This window comes from Labrenzia sp. THAF82, from assembly GCF_009363435.1.
In the GTDB taxonomy this organism is placed as follows: Bacteria; Pseudomonadota; Alphaproteobacteria; order Rhizobiales; family Stappiaceae; genus Roseibium; species Roseibium porphyridii.
In genome coordinates this window covers 2,732,926-2,749,308 of the sequence record NZ_CP045354.1, presented here as the reverse complement: position 1 = coordinate 2,749,308, position 16,383 = coordinate 2,732,926, and the positions used below count along the sequence as shown (strand labels likewise).

Genomic DNA, 16,383 nt, shown 5'->3' with positions numbered 1-16,383 from the left:
TTCCAAGGAACCGGGCCCTCCAGTGCTGTCAAGGTACTGGATATATCTACGATTCAGTGCAGGACGTTCAAATTCCAATGCGCCATCTTGCGTTTGGCCTCTGCAATGGTCATGCGCTCGAACAGAGACATTGCATCGCTGCGCGATTCAGGTGTCAGGCGGTGCCGCCACGGGCCAATGCTCAAAAGCGAACTTATGGTGATAGAGGAAAATCCAGAGGCTTTGGCCAGGATCACGAAGGGTTCAGGATCGGGACGCACCATCCAGTGACTGACTTCCTCAACGCCGCACCTGACCAGCCAGGCGAATGTCGCCACCACTTCGGCAAACCGGTCTTCTGAGGCAAACCGGCGCAAGGCCGCCTCGTTGACCATGCCGCGTTTTGCCAGCATCAGCACACGGCTGCGAGCGGTTTCGAAATCATAGCGTCCAAGCCAATACTGGTTGGACATACGCTGTGCGGCAATATCTGCGGCTTCGTCCAGACGCTCAGCATCCTTACCCCGGCCGGCCGCATTCAGCTTTTTTCTGACTTCCTCACTGGCCACCGAAATCAGGTTGGAGATATGGTTTTCAGCAAGGTCCGCGCGCTCACTCAGAGACAATTGCAATGTCGCGTCCGAAGTCGCATCGCTGATCAGTGCATTGATGGCCGCATTTGAAAGGCTTGCCCCATCGTTGCTGGCAACCTTCCGCTTAACCTTCAAGTCCCCTTTTTCCACCAGCACATCTGTAAGAGACTCTGTCAGAACTTCTCTTTGCGCCATGGCAAAAAGGTGCGCGTTGCCACGTTTCTCAGCGATCTTGATCAGATCGGTATCGCGCAGGACCGTAGATCTCACCAGAATGGGTTCGGCAACTTCAATGTCATCATCTGCAAGGCGGCGGATCGTTTCCTCCGGACCGCGCCTCAGGCTCGACATCTGCTCAGCGACGTATCGCCGAACCTCGGACTCCACCATGTCAACCAGTCGCAACAGCACCGAGTCATAGATATCGACCTGCTCGTCGGAACAGCGGTCCGACGTTAATGCGAACAAGGTCGCAACGTGCCGCGCCAGCTCCGCTCGACGGGCGCTGCCAGCTTCACCAGTCAGCTCCGAAAAGTTCACCAGTTCTGTTTTCAACGCTTCTGTCATACTTCGATACCAATTCTCAAATTTTTGCCGATTTGGCGTTGGTAGCGAAGATGACGTCGAGATTTAAAGAAGTGCAAAACACACATTTCGAGAATGTAATTGTCTTTTTGTAAAACCTTGCACGAATTCAATTTAGATTTTACGGAACGCCTGTAAATCACTGAGAAAAATGAACTTACCCATTTCAACTTGCCCAAAATCCGGAAAATCAAGGCATAAAAATAGTCGAAAAATACTGCGAAAAAAATGAGACCGACTTGGGATTTTACGCAATTCAGGGTTCAGGGCCGCCTGATGATTTAACCCACACGTGAAGAAGCCATTCGCTCCAAAGCAGCTGGCACCAGAGCAAACCCTTCTCGCCCGCACGACCGCTCGGGGCACAAACAAATTGATCGACTGGGGCTTGGGATTGCAGGCAACCGCACGCGTTCGAGCGGGTGATTGCCAGCAGGCTATCGCTGAACGGTTGTTCCCAAGCTCAAACGTTCACGCCTGAAACCGGCGCGGCTAGCCAGTCTCACAATCGGCCTCAACATCCAATTATTCTGCAGCGGCCAGAAATTCTTTAGCATTGTCGGCCTTGTCGCTGCCGCCATCTCCGGATTTATTCAGCTGTTCCAGCAATTGCTGACGCTTTTCAGTGGCCTTTTGGAAGTTTGCTTCCTTCACCGCTCCGAATCCACGAACAAGGTCAGGGACACGGGCGATTTCCACCAAAAGCCCGTAATTGCCGTCCGGCAACTTGTTCAGGATGTCTGCGATATCGTTTTCATATTGTGCGATCAAAGCACGCTCGGCGCGGCGTTCGTGCGTACGGCCAAACGGATCATACCATTTGCCACGCATGGCCTTGAATTTGGCAAGCACCCCGAAAACACCAAAAACCCATGGACCAAAAGCGATCTTTTCCGGCCTGCCGGTCTTGGGGTCCTTGCGGTGCGCCAGAAATGGCGGTGCCAGATGAACCTTCAGTTTCTTCGGGTTTTCAAAACGCTGCGCAATCTTGTCCTTGAAAGCCGGATCGGAATAAAGACGCGCGACTTCATACTCGTCCTTGTAGGCCATCACCTTGTAAAGCAGGTCGGCAATTGTCTGGGACAGGCGCAGGGTGCCGGGACCATGGGCTTCATCAGCTGTCTTTACCTTGTCCATCAATGCAAGGTAATGCGCTGCATATGCGCTATCCTGATAGGCCGTCAGCTCCGCCGCATTGAACGCGATCTTCTCGTCCAGGGTGAACTGCCTTGGCTTGTGCTCAGATGGCAGTGCTTTCAAAAGCTGCTCCGCATCAGCAGCCAGCACACGCCCTGCCCGGAAAGCCTTGATGTTGTTGGCAACGGCCGCCCCGTTCAATTCCAGGGCCGTTTCCAGCGCATAGTCCGAAATCGGCAAGGCACCGCTCTGATAGGCCATTCCGACAAGAAGCATGTTGGCGTAGATGGCATCGCCCAGCAGCTTCTCGGCCACATCTGCAGCATTCAGCGGGAGATACTTTCCGGACGCTTCGCGCAGCGCAGTATCCATGCGCTGTTCGTCGAACGAAAGCGTCTGTTTCAAAACGAATTCGGCTGTCGGCGCGACCTTGGTATTTGCAACCGTCAGGGTCTGGCCGCGATGTGCCAGTGCAAGCTGATCTGCATTGGTCGCAACCACCATGTCGCTTGCAACCAGAAGGTCCAGGCTCGCAGCAGGAACACGGGGCCCTTCAATGGATCTGTCGCTGGCAGCAAAACGAACATGAGATGTCACCGGCCCACCCTTTTGGGCAAGCCCCGTCATATCAAGTGTCGAGGCTTGTTTGCCATCGACATGCGCTGCCATGGCAAGCACTGCGCTGATCGTCGTTACGCCCATGCCGCCAATGCCGGCAACGAGAGTGTTGTGAGTGCGCTCCAGTGAAGCAAGCTCTGGCTGCGGGAGAGTATTCACCAGGGCATCGATATCGACATCTGCCTTTTTGGGCTTTTTCAGCGCAGCCCCGTCAACTTCCACAAAGGAAGGACAAAATCCTTTAATGCAGGAGAAATCCTTGTTGCAGCTTGACTGGTTGATGACCCTCTTTTCGCCGAACGGCGTTGCCAGTGGCTCCACCGACAGGCAGTTCGACTGGACGGAGCAATCGCCACAGCCTTCACAGACACGGTCATTGATGAAAAGGCGCTTGTCCGGATCCGGAAACTGACCACGCTTGCGCCTGCGGCGTTTCTCAGCAGCGCAAGTCTGATCATAAACAATCACGGACACGCCCGGAAAAGTCTGCAGCTCTTCCTGAACATCCATAAGCTCGTCCCGATGGTGCACCTTCGTACCCGGGGCAATTGGTGTCCAGGAGCCATAGTTCTCCGGATTTTCCGAAACCACCGCGATCCGCTCGACGCCTTCCGCTTCAAGCTGGCGCGTAATCTGCGGCACGGTCAACTGACCGTCGACTTTCTGACCACCCGTCATAGCGACAGCGTCATTATAAAGGATCTTGTAGGTAATCGGCACATTCGAGGCGAGTGCCTGGCGGATAGCCAGAATGCCGGAATGGAAATAGGTACCGTCACCCACATTAGCAAAGACATGGCTATCGCCTGAGAAGGGTTGCTGACCGACCCATAGAACGCCCTCACCGCCCATTGCGATCTGGCCTTCCGTTGTCCGACCGGCCATCTCCGTCATCGCGTGACATCCAATGCCTGGCAACGACCGGGACCCTTCAGGTGTTTTGGTGGATGTTGAGTGCGGGCAGCCGGAACAAAAATATGGGATGCGGGCCGCTCGCTCCGCATGGCCTTGTGCCCACATGGCCTGGCGGGTCATCCGGCTGGCAACGGCGCTCATTTCTTCGCTGACAACATCGCCGGGTAACCACTTCATCAAGCCTTCGATGAGCTCTGCAACGGACAGTTCCAGAACATCAGACAAGAAGGGCGACCCGTCAGGACGTCGCTTGCCCCAGATCTCCGGACGGCTCATTTCCGGCCAGTGATAGGAAATTTCCTTGATCTGGCTTTCCATAAAGGCGCGCTTGTGTTCGACGATCAACAGCCGTTCCGCACCGCGCGCAAATTCTCTGAGACCAAGAGGTTCAAGCGGCCAGGTCATCGCAACCTTGTAGACCGCAAGCCCCATCGACTTTGCCATTGCTTCGGTTATGCCCATCAGATCCAGTGCCTGAAGCAAGTCGCGATAGGCTTTACCGGAGGCGACAATTCCAAGTTTCACCTGACGGGTGCTGCCGAAGGTGATCCTGTCGAGGCCATTTGTGCGAACGTAGTTCTGGGCGGCCGGGATCCTGAGATCGCGCACCAGGCGTTCTGTTTCAAGCCGGTTGCCAAGCATCAGGTCGCGGTTCTGGCGATAGTCCTTCCGTGGATCGCCGTCGAGCGGGCGCACCAGTCTCAGCCGGTCCGAAGAAACGTTGATCGTCGCAGACGCATCCATTGTGTCAGCAACGCAGATCAGTGCAGTCCACAGGCTGGTGAAGCGTGACATTTCCAGCCCGTGAAGACCGTAGTCGAGAACGTCCTGGATATCGGCCGGATTGAGAACGGGAATTTCTGCATGTTCAAAATAGAACTCGCTTTGCGCGGGCAGAATGGAAGACTTTGCCAGATGATCGTCTCCGGCCAGCGCAAGCACACCACCATTCCTGTCCGTACCGGACGCGTTGGCCTGACGCAGAACGTCTCCTGCCCTGTCCACACCTGGGGCCTTGCCGTACCAGATCCCGAATACACCGTCATAGTCGGTCGCACGCCCGACGCCACCTTCGCCGCGCAGTTTCTGGCTGCCCCAAACAGCCGTCGCACCAAGCTCCTCATTCACACCGGGCTTAAAAACGACATCTGAAGATTTGAGGTGGCGGTCGGCCCGCATCAATTCGGTGTCGTAGCCCGCCAGCGGCGACCCACGATACCCGGAAATGAAGCCGCCGGTTTTCATACCGGCCTGTTGATCAAGACGTGCACGATCAAGTGCCAATCGGACGAGCGCCTGTATGCCGGTCAGATACACCCGACCTTGCGTCGCGACGTATTTGTCCTCGAGCGTCACGGTTGGCATATGCACATTCATCCAGTTTCCTCCTAACCAACAGTATGGGGGCTAGCCTCTCCCCGGCAACCTCATCTGCAGATAAATATCATCCTTTTCTCGGGCAATTTCTGTGCTATCGTCACGGCCAATCACCCCGGGGCAGCATAAAATTTCCTAAAATGGCCGATGACTGACAAATATCTTCTCGACCCGTCCGACATTCGTGTTCTTCGTGTCCTGCAGAGGGACGCCTCACTCTCCATTGCGGAAGTCGCAAAGGAATCGGGCATGAGCCAGACCCCATGCTGGCGACGGATCAAACGCCTCAAGGAACAGGGCATAATCCGTCAGATAACTGCGATTATTGACCGGGAATCGGTTGGCCTCAACTTTGTCGCCTACTCCTTCGTCAAACTTGCGGTGCCAAGCCGGGAAAACATGGAAACTTTCGACAAGCTGGTGCACCACTGGCCGGAAGTTGTCACCTGCGAGCGCATCACAGGCGCAGTTGACTACCTGATCAAGGTCGTGACCGATGACATCAAAACCTACGATAATTTTCTGCGATTGAAACTGTTGGACAACACTCTGGTTTCGGATGTGCAGTCCCGCATTGTGGTCAACACGGTGAAAGACACCGTTGCGTTGCCTCTGCGCGAAAACTGACCGCGAAAAGTGGTACGGTAGTGTCTCTACCCATGAAGAGAGACACCTGCACCACAACATGCCGAAAACCTTCGGCACCACTGAACTTCGATTGGTTGTCGAACTGAAGGCAACCCCTTGGTTTTGATCTGTGAGCGCCAGGTGGGCTGTTCCACGTTATGGTCAGCTCCTAACCTGAATCATCTTCCGCAAGATCTGTTATTCTGGCCCGATGAATGCGGCCAATCCCTACAGTTTTAAAAAAGTAACGTTAGATGACCTCGCCTTGCTGAAGGCATGGCGTTCAGCGCCTCATGTCCTCGAATGGTGGGACGCTGGTGAAGGCTACAACGAAGCGGACCTCGCTGATCCGCAAGTGGCACGCTGGATCGTTTCAATCGCAGAGCACCCCTTTGCCTTTATGCAGGACTACACGGTACACGGGTGGGACACGCACCATTTCTCCGATCTTCCAAAGGGGTCGCGTGGGATCGACCAGTTTATCGGTGATCCGGATATGATCGGTGTTGGTCATGGCCAAGGATTTATCAGCGCACGCATGCAAATGCTTTTTGACGCCGGAGCACCCGTGATCGCGACCGATCCGCACCCTGACAACAAGAGAGCAATTGCTGTTTACAAGAAACTCGGGTTCGAAGCTGCCGGACCACCTCAGGAAACCCGGTGGGGCCTGATATTGCCAATGCTAGCGAAAACCTGACCCCAAGCTGGTCTGTACCGGATTGACTGTGTCGTGGCCACAGGACCCGATAGCAACGTGTGATTGGTTTTCGGGTGAAATCACAAAATAGCAAAAGCGAATGGGAAAGGAAACGAAGAACCCCTGCCCAGGTTTCGGTCAGCGAGCTGGTGGAAAGCCATAGGTCATCTGACAGAAACAACTCCCATCTCGTGAAGATCTGGTCACCTTCACGAGATGGATAAGCTCCAGGTCAGACCCCTGATCTGCGACAGGCCTTATGCCACAGCGGCAGGGTCCAGGAAGCCGCCGGACTGTCTGTTCCAGAGCTGGGCATAGACCCCGCCCCTTTCCAGCAGCGACTTGTGCGAGCCCTCTTCGATGATCCGGCCCTGATCCATGATGATCAGCCGATCCATCGCCGCAATCGTCGACAGGCGGTGGGCAATGGCAATCACCGTCTTGCCTTTCATGAGATCAAACAGGCTTTCCTGAATAGCAGCCTCGACCTCGGAATCGAGTGCCGACGTCGCTTCATCCAGAACCAGTATCGGGGCATCCTTCAGAAGTACCCGGGCGATGGCAATCCGCTGACGCTGGCCACCTGACAGTTTGACACCCCGCTCGCCGACGTGCGCGTCAAGCCCGCGCCGTCCTCCAAGGTCCTGAAGGTCGGGTATGAAGGACATGGCATGCGCTTTTTGTGCGGCCTGCAAGGCTTGCTCCCGGCTCGCGCCGGACCGGCCATAGACGATGTTGTCGAGGACCGAACGGTGCAACAACGATGTGTCCTGGGTCACCATGCCGATCTGGGCCCGTAGGCTGTCCTGAGTAACCGCACCGATGTCTTGATCATCGATCAGAATACGCCCACCCTCAAGGTCATAAAAGCGCAACAACAGATTGACCAGGGTCGATTTTCCGGCACCGGACCGTCCGACCAGACCCACTTTCTCACCGGGTTCAATCTGCAGTGACAGGTCCTCAATAACCCCTTTGTCCTTTCCATAGTGGAACCGGATGCCTTCAAAGGCGATCTTGCCCTTGGAAACCGTCAATGGCTGAGCGCCCTTGCGATCCACCAGCGTGTGAGGCTTGGAAATCGTATCCATGCCTTCCTGAACCGTCCCGACATTTTCAAAGATGTCGGTAGTGATCCACATGATCCAGGCAGACATGTTGACGATGCGCACCGAGAGCGTGATGGCCAGTGTCAGCGACCCGACAGAGACGAGACCATTCTGCCAGAGGCTTATGCCAAGCGCACTCAACGAGGCAATGAACACGCCATTGACGATCCAAAGCAGAGTGACCATTTGCGTCAGCGGCCGAAGGATATCGTAAAACTTCCTTGTATGATCCTCCAGCGCATCACGCGTATAGGCTTCCTCTTTGCGGCCAGCCGCAAACAGTTTGACAGTCAGGATGTTGGTATAGCTGTCGACGATCCGACCGGTCAGGCTGGAGCGGGCTTCCGACATGATGGCCGAACGCTCCTTGATCTGCGGCACGAAATACACCAGCAGCGCCACATAAATGACAATCCAGCCGACAAGCGGCAGGATCAGCCACGCATCCACACCGGCAAACAGGTAGATTGCTGCGGTGACATAGATCAGCACGAACCAGATCGCATCGATTAGTGACACGACGGAGCCGCGCAAAGAGGGGCCGGTCTGAATGATCTTGTTCGCAATCCGCCCGGCAAAGTCGTTGTTGAAGTAGGACAGTGACTGCCCCAGAACGTGTTTGTGGGTCTGCCAGCGAACGAGGTTGGTCATCGCAGGCTCAATGATCTGGAACTTGATCATCGTGTGACCCGCCCCAAACAACGGACGCAAAAGCACAACCACCACCAGCATCCAGATCAGTTCAGAACCGTGTTCGGTGAGAAGTTGATCGGGACTGGTTGTATTCAGATAGTCAATGATCCGCCCCAGATAGTCGAAGAGGGCCACTTCGATGATCGAAACGACGAAACCAAACGCCATGAGCCAGACCAACGGTTTCCAGATCTGGCGGACAAAATGCCAGTAAAACGCGCTCAGATCGGAAGGCGGCGGCGTTCCGTCATGGTGCTTGAAGGGAGAGACGATATTTTCAAGATAAGAGAAGACCGTATTCATCGGTCCGCGCTCCATTGCAAGTTCGAGATTTTTGAAAAAATCGTACCGGCACGGAGACGCTCTTCAGAGTTTCGGGTCGCGGGCGGTACGGATGAATTGCTGATACCGACACGGGAACCGAACTTGGTCTGTGTGTCGGTCTATTTAGGACCGAGTAGACGCATTCTGACCTCTTGAACTCTGATTGCTCTGTTTCGCGATTTTGCCCGCACACGCGCTGGTGCGCACACGATGCAACGTAGCTACCCTAGCGGCTGCCTTCGACAGTTCAAGTTGAAAATGGCGTTCGAAGTCTCAGGCTTCTATACACGTGTGAATTGCGCCACACTCACGAAACAACACTAAACTGTACCGCCTTCAGACTTGCCAAATATTGCTTTTGCGCAACCTCACATGCTTCAAACCGCGGCTTCGCCCTGTCCAAACAGAATCACCAAAAGCACTCAATGCTCACGCGTTCATGCCGATTTTGACAAACTAAAAGAACTGAAGAAGCTTTGCCTCTCCAAAGGCAGCACCCGGCCCCTGCCCATAGCTACCAACACTGTAAGCGCTAACTAATGTGTGATGCGGTGCAGCTTCAGGTACACACTAGGAGATTGGAATTGTCGTACCGCGTTGAACGAGCGACACGCTCTGGGAAATCACCTGTGGTGGCGCATCAGGATTTTCCATCCGCGTCAAAAGCAGGTCCAACGCGACGTCACTGAGTTCAGCCCGACTTTGATGGAATGTTGTCAGCTCATATGATTTCCAGGCAGCTTGTGGAATATCGTCATAACCGACAATCTGCAGGTTTTCGGGAATCTTGAGGTCATGTTTCAAGCGAAGCCCATCTAGCACTCCAAGCGCTAGATAGTCTGCAGTGCAGAATACGCCGTCAATCTCACTGGAGTGTTCAAAGACAAAACTCGAGGCCTCCAAACCACCTTGATAAGTCTGTGTGCCCCGGGCAATTCGCACAACCGGAATACCGCTTGAATTTGCCGCTCGCTCAAAGGAATGCGCACGTCCGATGACCGAGTAAGACGATTTTTCAGGCGTCACCACCGCAAGGCTCTTACAGCCGCAATTGACAAGATGTTCAAAAGCCAGTCTGCCACCGGTTTCGAAATCCGTTAGAACGCGATCCACAGGAGCGCCTGGATCGCGTTTGTTAACGACAACCAAAGGAACACCATTGTCCAAACACTCCTGACATATTGATTGCGAAGGTGTGTCGGATGTCACGATCACACCAGCGACACTGTATTGAAGCAGCGATCCGATCAGATCGGCGACATCGGTTCCAGGATCGCCACGCAGGAGAATGGGCCGGAAGCCCCGCCGCAGAAGCCCTTTGGAGAGCAGATCGATTTGTTCAGCACGGAAAGGATTGTCGAGATCGGACGCGACAAGACCGACTAGGTCCGATTTTTGTTTATGCAGGGACCTCGCGAGCACATTGACGCGATAACCGAGCGTTGTTGCAGCTTGGATCACCTTCTTGCGCGTCTCTTCAGAGACACTGGCACCATCCGTAAAGGCGCGGGAAACCGCAGAGCGGGACACTCCGGCCAATTTAGCAACATCAAATGAGTTGACCTGTCTTTTAGGGCCAACCGGATCAGACATGTTCCTGGTCTTTCTGGTTGTGGGTCATTAGACGGCGGACCAAAAACGGGTCGTCTACATTCAGCATGTCAGGTTTGAGGCTCAAGAGCCTCGCTATTACGTCCGCCTCTGATCCATGATGTGCAATCATCACCTTCTTGCCACGCTTCTGTACAGTCTCAATCTCCTTCGCATTTGCGTTTCGAGCATTGAATTCGATCACGTCTGCATCAAAGCCCGATAGGCATTCAATGAGTGTTGGAAAGTCCTCGCGGCGCGCCATCAAACGTGCTTCGGGTATGTCGGAGCATAAAACCTCAAGCCAGTCCTGATTGAACGACCAAAAGAAAACACGATCTGCGGGCAATCGTGCGAGAACCGTTTTAGCTGTTTTGACTGGATCTGCGTCCTTCAGTTCCACATAAAGGCCCCCGTCGTGAAGGCCTGCGAGATCCAGGATCTGGTCGAGCTCGGGAATTTTATCGGCACAATAAAATGTGTCGAACCAGGATCCGGCACTCAGGTGGGCGATGTCTGCAAAATACTTGTCTTTCAAATTTCCAATGCCGGACGTGGTTCGTTCGAGACTTGCATCATGAAGCACCATCAGGTGCCCATCGGCCGTCTCCCGAACATCAATCTCGACATACTCAAATCCGGCAGCCCAGGCTGCACGGGCAGATGAAAGTGTATTTTCAGGCGCAATTTTGTTAGCGCCGCGATGACAGACAATTTCCAGAGTAAATGGCCCTTTTTTTGGGGCGCAAAACACCATTTCCGGTTGATTTGAACAAATCCCGAGAACCGGTAAATCGATGAGCGCCTTCATGACACTTCTACGCTCTTCATGCCAGGTTACCACGGCCAGGTTCCGCCGTTTGGCTTCTTCGAAGAAAACATCGTCAAGAAGCTGGTCCGGTCGATCTCCGGCACTTTCCCAACACGGGTGAACAATGTCTGCGCCACAGGCGTCAACAAGTGCGAAAGGGTCTTGACCGACCTGAACAAGAAGCGAGACGGGATAAGGGCAATCTGTTTCGATCAGGTGTCGAGCGAAGGATACGGTGTTCGCGCCCACAATCACGCGATCATTTTTTGATGCGAGTAGCATTTCAATGGCAACTTTAGCTGCATCCGAGTCCTTCGCATCAAGATAAATTCCGGCACCACAAACACTGGCCAGTTCAACAACCGCGGAAAACCTTGACACTTCACGATGGCTCTTTGCCGTGAGTTCTTGCAGCGTGTCAGCAGTCAGTTCGCTGACACGCCGTGCATTTCCATCGTCGTCGCGAAATGTTTCATCATGAAAGGCAATAGGTACACGGTCTGAAGTCAGCCGAATATCGACTTCCCACATCTGAGCGCCCAGCTCATGTGCGAGTTGAAACGCTTTTAACGTATTGTCAAAAGCGTAGGCACTGGCTCCTCTATGCGCGATCGAGAGTGGTGTGGACCTCTGGTCGTGGATCCAGCTTTTCTTGACGCGGGTCAGCGATATCTCATTTTGTGTCAAAGACGTTCACCACTCGGCCCAAAGGCAAGAATCTGCTCTCGCGAGATGCCCCAGGTAACTTCGTCTCCGAGCTTTATATCCCCGCCGCGGGATTGAATGGATCTCAGGATGGCCCCGTTTGCGAGGGTGACATCGAAAAGATCTTCACGCCCTTGGGTTTCTACGAAACTCACCTTACCGGTGACCTTCAAATCATTTTGCGGCTGGAAGAACTCCGGCCTGATACCGAGGCGAAGTTGCGTTCCGTCGGAAGGAGCTGTGATATTGGAGGGAAGAGGTAATCCGACTTCGGAGTTTGCAAGCCGGACCTCTCCGTCTTTCGCGATGCCATCCAGAAACGCAATCGGCGGATTGCCGAGGAATCCGGCCACAAAATCGGAAGCCGGGTTGTCATACATTTCCTTCGGCTTGCACACTTGGACAATGTCGCCCTTATTCATCAGCGCGATCCGGTCGCACATGGACATCGCTTCGACCTGATCGTGTGTGACCAAAACTGCAGTTATTCCGGTTTGTTGCTGTATACGGCGAATTTCTGACCGCATTTCCAGACGCAACTTGGCATCCAGATTCGCAAGGGGTTCATCCAGGAGGAGAATGTCCGGCTTCCTCACCAATGCACGAGCAAGGGCCACACGTTGTTGTTGGCCGCCGGAAAGCTGGGAGGGCTTGCGTTGCAGCAATTCCTCGATATGCACAAGGGCGGCGATTTCACGGACCTTCCGTTCAATCTCGGTTCGCGGTTCTTTGCGAACTTTTAGCGGAAAGGCGATGTTCGCATGAACGTCCATATGCGGATAAAGCGCATAGTTCTGAAAGACGACGCCAACGTTCCGCTCTTGAGGTGGCCGCTTGGAAACATCCTTGTCACCGAACTGCAGTCGGCCGGCATTCATTCGATGGATACCGCAGATCGAGAACAACGTTGTGGACTTACCGCAACCGGATGGACCTAAGAGCGCCAGCATCTCACCGCTTTCAATTTCAAGGGACATGTCCTTGATGACGGTCGTGTCGCCGAATGTCTTCGTGAAATTTTTGATCGAGATACGCATCAGCCCTTCGTGCCTCCGCCATAGATGTTCATGAGTTTATTTTGGAAAATCAGATAGATGATCACCACCGGCAGGGCATAAAACAGACCAACCGCGGAGATGAGATTGAAGTCGGAATTTGCGTTGGTATCGAGCAACAACGTGGCTAGATAAGTGGAAAGAACCTGCGCTTCAGTGCCCGGATTGAGCACCATCGGCAGCACAAATTCGGACCAGCCCGACAAAAACGAGAATATCAGGATTGCCATCAAACCCGGTTGAACTTGAGGCAGGATGAGTTTCCACCAGACTGTGAAGCGGCTCGCGCCGTCCTGCACACCTGCCATTTCGATCTCCCACGGTACGGTGTCGTAGAAGCCTTTCATGACCCAGATACCGAAGGGAAGTTCCAGTGCAGTCTTGACGATGATGACACCGATCAATGTGTTGTAGAGCCCGAGGATCTGCAGGATCAGGAAGATTGCAATGATCAGAGTGACTGTTGGAAAGGCGTGCAACACGATCAGACTTCCGAGGAAAAAGCCTCGTGCCGGAAAACTCAGCCTTGAAAGCGCATAACCGGCCATCACTGAAATTGCGGTTACAACGGCTGCAGTACTTGCGGCAAAGATGAACGTGTTCAGTGTGACCCCGTAAATCCCCCAACTTCCGTCATCCAAATCAGTCCACAAGAACCGGAAATGGTTCAGCGTGAACGCATTTGGGACAAGTGTGCCTGGGACTTTGGTGGTGAACGTGTCCACAACCAGAAATGTCAACATGATCAGAAGAGGTAGTGAGAAGATGAAAAGGACCAATAGAACCGGCCAATTTCTGAAATTGTGTTTCATGGCCGTTACCCTTCAATTCGAGGCTTCGTAAGCAAATTTTTGAAGTTGAATAGCCGCAGATAGAACAGGCTGGCCAACACGCCTATTGTCACCAGAAGGAGCGCATAGGTTGCACCCAGGCCGTATTGCAGATTGCCGCCATAGTTGTTGAGTGCCGTATGGAAAGCAGCGAGCGCCCAAACTTCTGTCGATCCACCAGGGCCGCCATCCGTAGAGAGGTAGATATATTCAAACGAGGTCAGCAGCGACATTGTCTGGTAGGATGTGATGAACAGGATCGGCCAGCGCAATTGCGGCAGGATGATGTGCCAAACCTGTTGCCATCGGCTCGCACCATCAACCTCGGACGCATAGAGCATTGAGGCAGGGATTGCCCGTATTGCAGAAGAAAAGACAATCATCCCCATGGATGCGCCGACGAATCCATTGATCAAGACGACAGTCACCCAAGCGTGGTACTCAGTATCCAGCATCCAGTTCTTCGACGGAAAACCGAATCCGGAGAGAACCGTCGAGACAAAGCCTGTGTCCCAGGTGAACCAGCGCCACAGAACAATGTAAAGCACGGGCGGCAGAATGCGTGGCAGAAACCAGATTGCCCGGAATGTGGTTGCCTGTGCCGCGGGAAGATAAAAGGTTGTGACAGCCAGAAACAGGCCGAAGATTACATTAAACGCAAGCGTGAATGTGACATAGATGCCGGTGTTCTTGGCATATTGCCATGTCGAATCGAGCGAAAGCAGCAAATCGAAATTTGCGGTTGTCCAAGTCCAACCCGTATAAGCAATTTCGGTAATGAGCGGCCTATCTGATTTCGGAATACCCGCTTCATTCAACGCTGTTTCAAAGGCTTCTCGCGATTGATACCGTTGATTGAGTATTGAGCGCTTAAACAGATCGGCCGCGGCTTTGCGGTCTCTTGTCTTTCGGATGGGATTGCTATTGAGGTTTTTCAGCGCCCGCTCTACGTCGCGGCGTTTGGTGAAAACTTCACCCGCATGGTTTTTCGACAGTTCTTCGGCAACGGCCTGACCGTGGACTCCGGCAAGAGCTGCGAGCCCCTTCTCGTCGATCCGGTATCCCGCGCTTTCAATCTGGTTGCGTGTCACCTCCGGCAGACCTGCATCAACCAACGCTCGAAGGCTGCTGGCGTTCAGGACGTAGCTTCCTCCCTTCACGCCTGTGGCCGTACTCATGTTGGTGAAAGCAAATATGCCCGTCAGGACAACCGGTACCAAAAAAAACAATAGAACGACTATCAAGGCTGGCGACAAAAACGCCAGACCAAGCCAGCTCGAGCGTTGCATGAATTACACTCCTTAGAGATCGAAAGGGACAGTGGCTGCCCCTTTCATCCCTTCCCGTTCAGTCAGGACTATCGAATGATCAATTCATCGCCGAGTGTGGCCTTCATCTGAACTTCGACTTCCTCAACAGCTTCCGCTGGAGATTTTGTACCGGTCCATGCCGCCTCAAGACCCTTGAACAACGCTTCGGAGTAAGCACCGTAATTCACATGGTTCGGCTGCGCATTTGCATGACCAAGGAGACGTTTGGTTGCCTCATCTGCCCAACGATTGTTGGCATAGAGTTCGATGTTGGATTGCTGCTTGGCAATGCCGAGATGGTTCGACTGAATGGCATGCAGGGAATTGATGCGCGGCTCGGAAGCAATTTTCACAAGGTTCGCCGAGATTTCTTCGACATCATCATTCGCGTTGTCGGTAATCAGGTAGACCAACGGATGCGTGATGGTGTTTGGGCGACCGACTTCGTTACCTGCCGGTATGAGTGAAAACTCTATTGTGTTCCAGAAATCCTGGTTTCCTTCCTGTGCATAGCGCCCAAAGTGCCAGGTGCCGCCATGCCAAGTCGCTGCCTTGCCGTTGGCAACCTCCTTGTACCATTGTCCCCAATCGGTGCCGAGATGGTTTTTACGGGTCACATCAGCTGCAACTGCATCAGCGAAGAATTGATAGAATTCTTCCATGGCTTTCTTGTCTAAGACCAGTTTGCCCGTCTCTTCATCAATCAGCTCTCCGCCAAAGGACTGATAGAACTGCGCATAGTCCGGGCCATTGGAAGGACGCGGATAGAAGCCATAGCCCTTTTCGACAACTTCCATGTCGACGGCCTTTTTGGCGTCTTCCAGGATGTTTTGAAGAGTGTATTCGCCGGATTCGACCTTCGCTGGCAGCGCCGCGATCTCTTCGTCGCTGTAACCTATCTTCTTCATGGTCTCTTTCCAGAAGAAGAAGGGCCGGCTTTCTGCATCCTGCGGCAAGCCCCACTGAACATCGTCAAACGCCGCTATTTCCAGGAGGTTTGGGTAGATGTCGTTCAACGGCCACGCATCGAGGTCAAGGTATTCCTCAACCGGTACGATATAGCCAGCTTCAGACCAGGGAGCGATATCAAGGTGGGACGTGACGACGATGTTTGGAGCCGTGCCCGCTTCTGCTGCAAGAGTGACGGCCTGTTTGAATTCCTGCCAGTTGCCGAACTGTCCCTTGGACTCAACGGTGATGTTGAGTTCTTCCCCTTCGATCGCCGCTTCCCGCTCTAGAATGTCTGCAGCCATCTCGATGGCTTCCCAGCGATATGCATCACTGTCATTGGACCCGCCAGCCCAAACAGTTATCGTAACGTCTTTCGCAACGGCTGCGCCCGATAGAGCTGTGGCCGCCAGTGTGAGTACAGCAGCCGCAGTGGACTGGCGCAGTTTTGAAACAAGAATAGTCATCTGAGTCTCG

At 53.7% G+C, this 16,383-nt stretch carries 11 protein-coding genes; 2 read left to right on the top strand and 9 right to left on the bottom strand.

Features of this window, described 5'->3' with window-relative positions; all coding sequences use genetic code 11:
- Window positions 1-53: 53 nt before the first annotated feature.
- Window positions 54-1,139 (bottom strand): DUF2336 domain-containing protein, encoded by a 1,086-nt coding sequence (locus FIV00_RS12910; RefSeq protein ID WP_152501128.1) that lies wholly within the window; start codon window positions 1,137-1,139, stop codon window positions 54-56.
- A 543-nt stretch (window positions 1,140-1,682) separates the two neighbouring features.
- A complete protein-coding gene (locus FIV00_RS12905; RefSeq protein WP_152501127.1) occupies window positions 1,683-5,204 on the bottom strand; it encodes an indolepyruvate ferredoxin oxidoreductase family protein in 3,522 nt (1,173 codons plus the stop codon).
- 147 nt (window positions 5,205-5,351) lie between these two features.
- Between FIV00_RS12905 and FIV00_RS12900 the strand changes: the two genes are divergently transcribed.
- The gene (locus FIV00_RS12900) at window positions 5,352-5,831 is read left to right on the top strand and encodes an Lrp/AsnC family transcriptional regulator (protein WP_152501126.1); all 480 of its coding nucleotides are present in this window, start codon (window positions 5,352-5,354) and stop codon (window positions 5,829-5,831) included.
- A 211-nt stretch (window positions 5,832-6,042) separates the two neighbouring features.
- Window positions 6,043-6,531 (top strand): GNAT family N-acetyltransferase, encoded by a 489-nt coding sequence (locus tag FIV00_RS12895; RefSeq protein ID WP_152501125.1) that lies wholly within the window; start codon window positions 6,043-6,045, stop codon window positions 6,529-6,531.
- A gap of 257 nt (window positions 6,532-6,788) precedes the next feature.
- Here the strand turns inward: FIV00_RS12895 and FIV00_RS12890 are convergent, their stop codons facing one another.
- The 7 genes from FIV00_RS12890 to FIV00_RS12860 form a co-directional block, all read right to left on the bottom strand.
- On the bottom strand, window positions 6,789-8,636 hold the full coding sequence (locus tag FIV00_RS12890) for an ABC transporter ATP-binding protein (RefSeq protein ID WP_152501124.1): 1,848 nt from the start codon (window positions 8,634-8,636) through the stop codon (window positions 6,789-6,791).
- Between the two features lie 591 nt (window positions 8,637-9,227).
- Window positions 9,228-10,250 (bottom strand): LacI family DNA-binding transcriptional regulator, encoded by a 1,023-nt coding sequence (locus tag FIV00_RS12885; protein WP_152501123.1) that lies wholly within the window; start codon window positions 10,248-10,250, stop codon window positions 9,228-9,230.
- Window positions 10,243-11,745 (bottom strand): glycerophosphodiester phosphodiesterase family protein, encoded by a 1,503-nt coding sequence (locus FIV00_RS12880; RefSeq protein WP_152501122.1) that lies wholly within the window; start codon window positions 11,743-11,745, stop codon window positions 10,243-10,245. Before FIV00_RS12880 ends, FIV00_RS12885 begins: the two co-directional genes overlap by 8 nt.
- Window positions 11,742-12,800, bottom strand: coding sequence for an ABC transporter ATP-binding protein (locus FIV00_RS12875; protein ID WP_152501121.1), 1,059 nt, complete (start codon window positions 12,798-12,800; stop codon window positions 11,742-11,744). The genes FIV00_RS12880 and FIV00_RS12875 overlap by 4 nt, the downstream gene beginning before the upstream one ends.
- Complete coding sequence (locus FIV00_RS12870) at window positions 12,800-13,630, bottom strand: carbohydrate ABC transporter permease (protein WP_152501120.1); 831 nt, start codon at window positions 13,628-13,630, stop codon at window positions 12,800-12,802. Before FIV00_RS12870 ends, FIV00_RS12875 begins: the two co-directional genes overlap by 1 nt.
- A 5-nt stretch (window positions 13,631-13,635) precedes the next feature.
- Window positions 13,636-14,937, bottom strand: coding sequence for a carbohydrate ABC transporter permease (locus FIV00_RS12865; RefSeq protein ID WP_152501119.1), 1,302 nt, complete (start codon window positions 14,935-14,937; stop codon window positions 13,636-13,638).
- A 68-nt stretch (window positions 14,938-15,005) separates the two neighbouring features.
- Window positions 15,006-16,373: an ABC transporter substrate-binding protein gene (locus tag FIV00_RS12860; RefSeq protein WP_152501118.1), complete on the bottom strand. Its 1,368-nt coding sequence runs from the start codon at window positions 16,371-16,373 to the stop codon at window positions 15,006-15,008.
- Window positions 16,374-16,383: the final 10 nt, after the last annotated feature.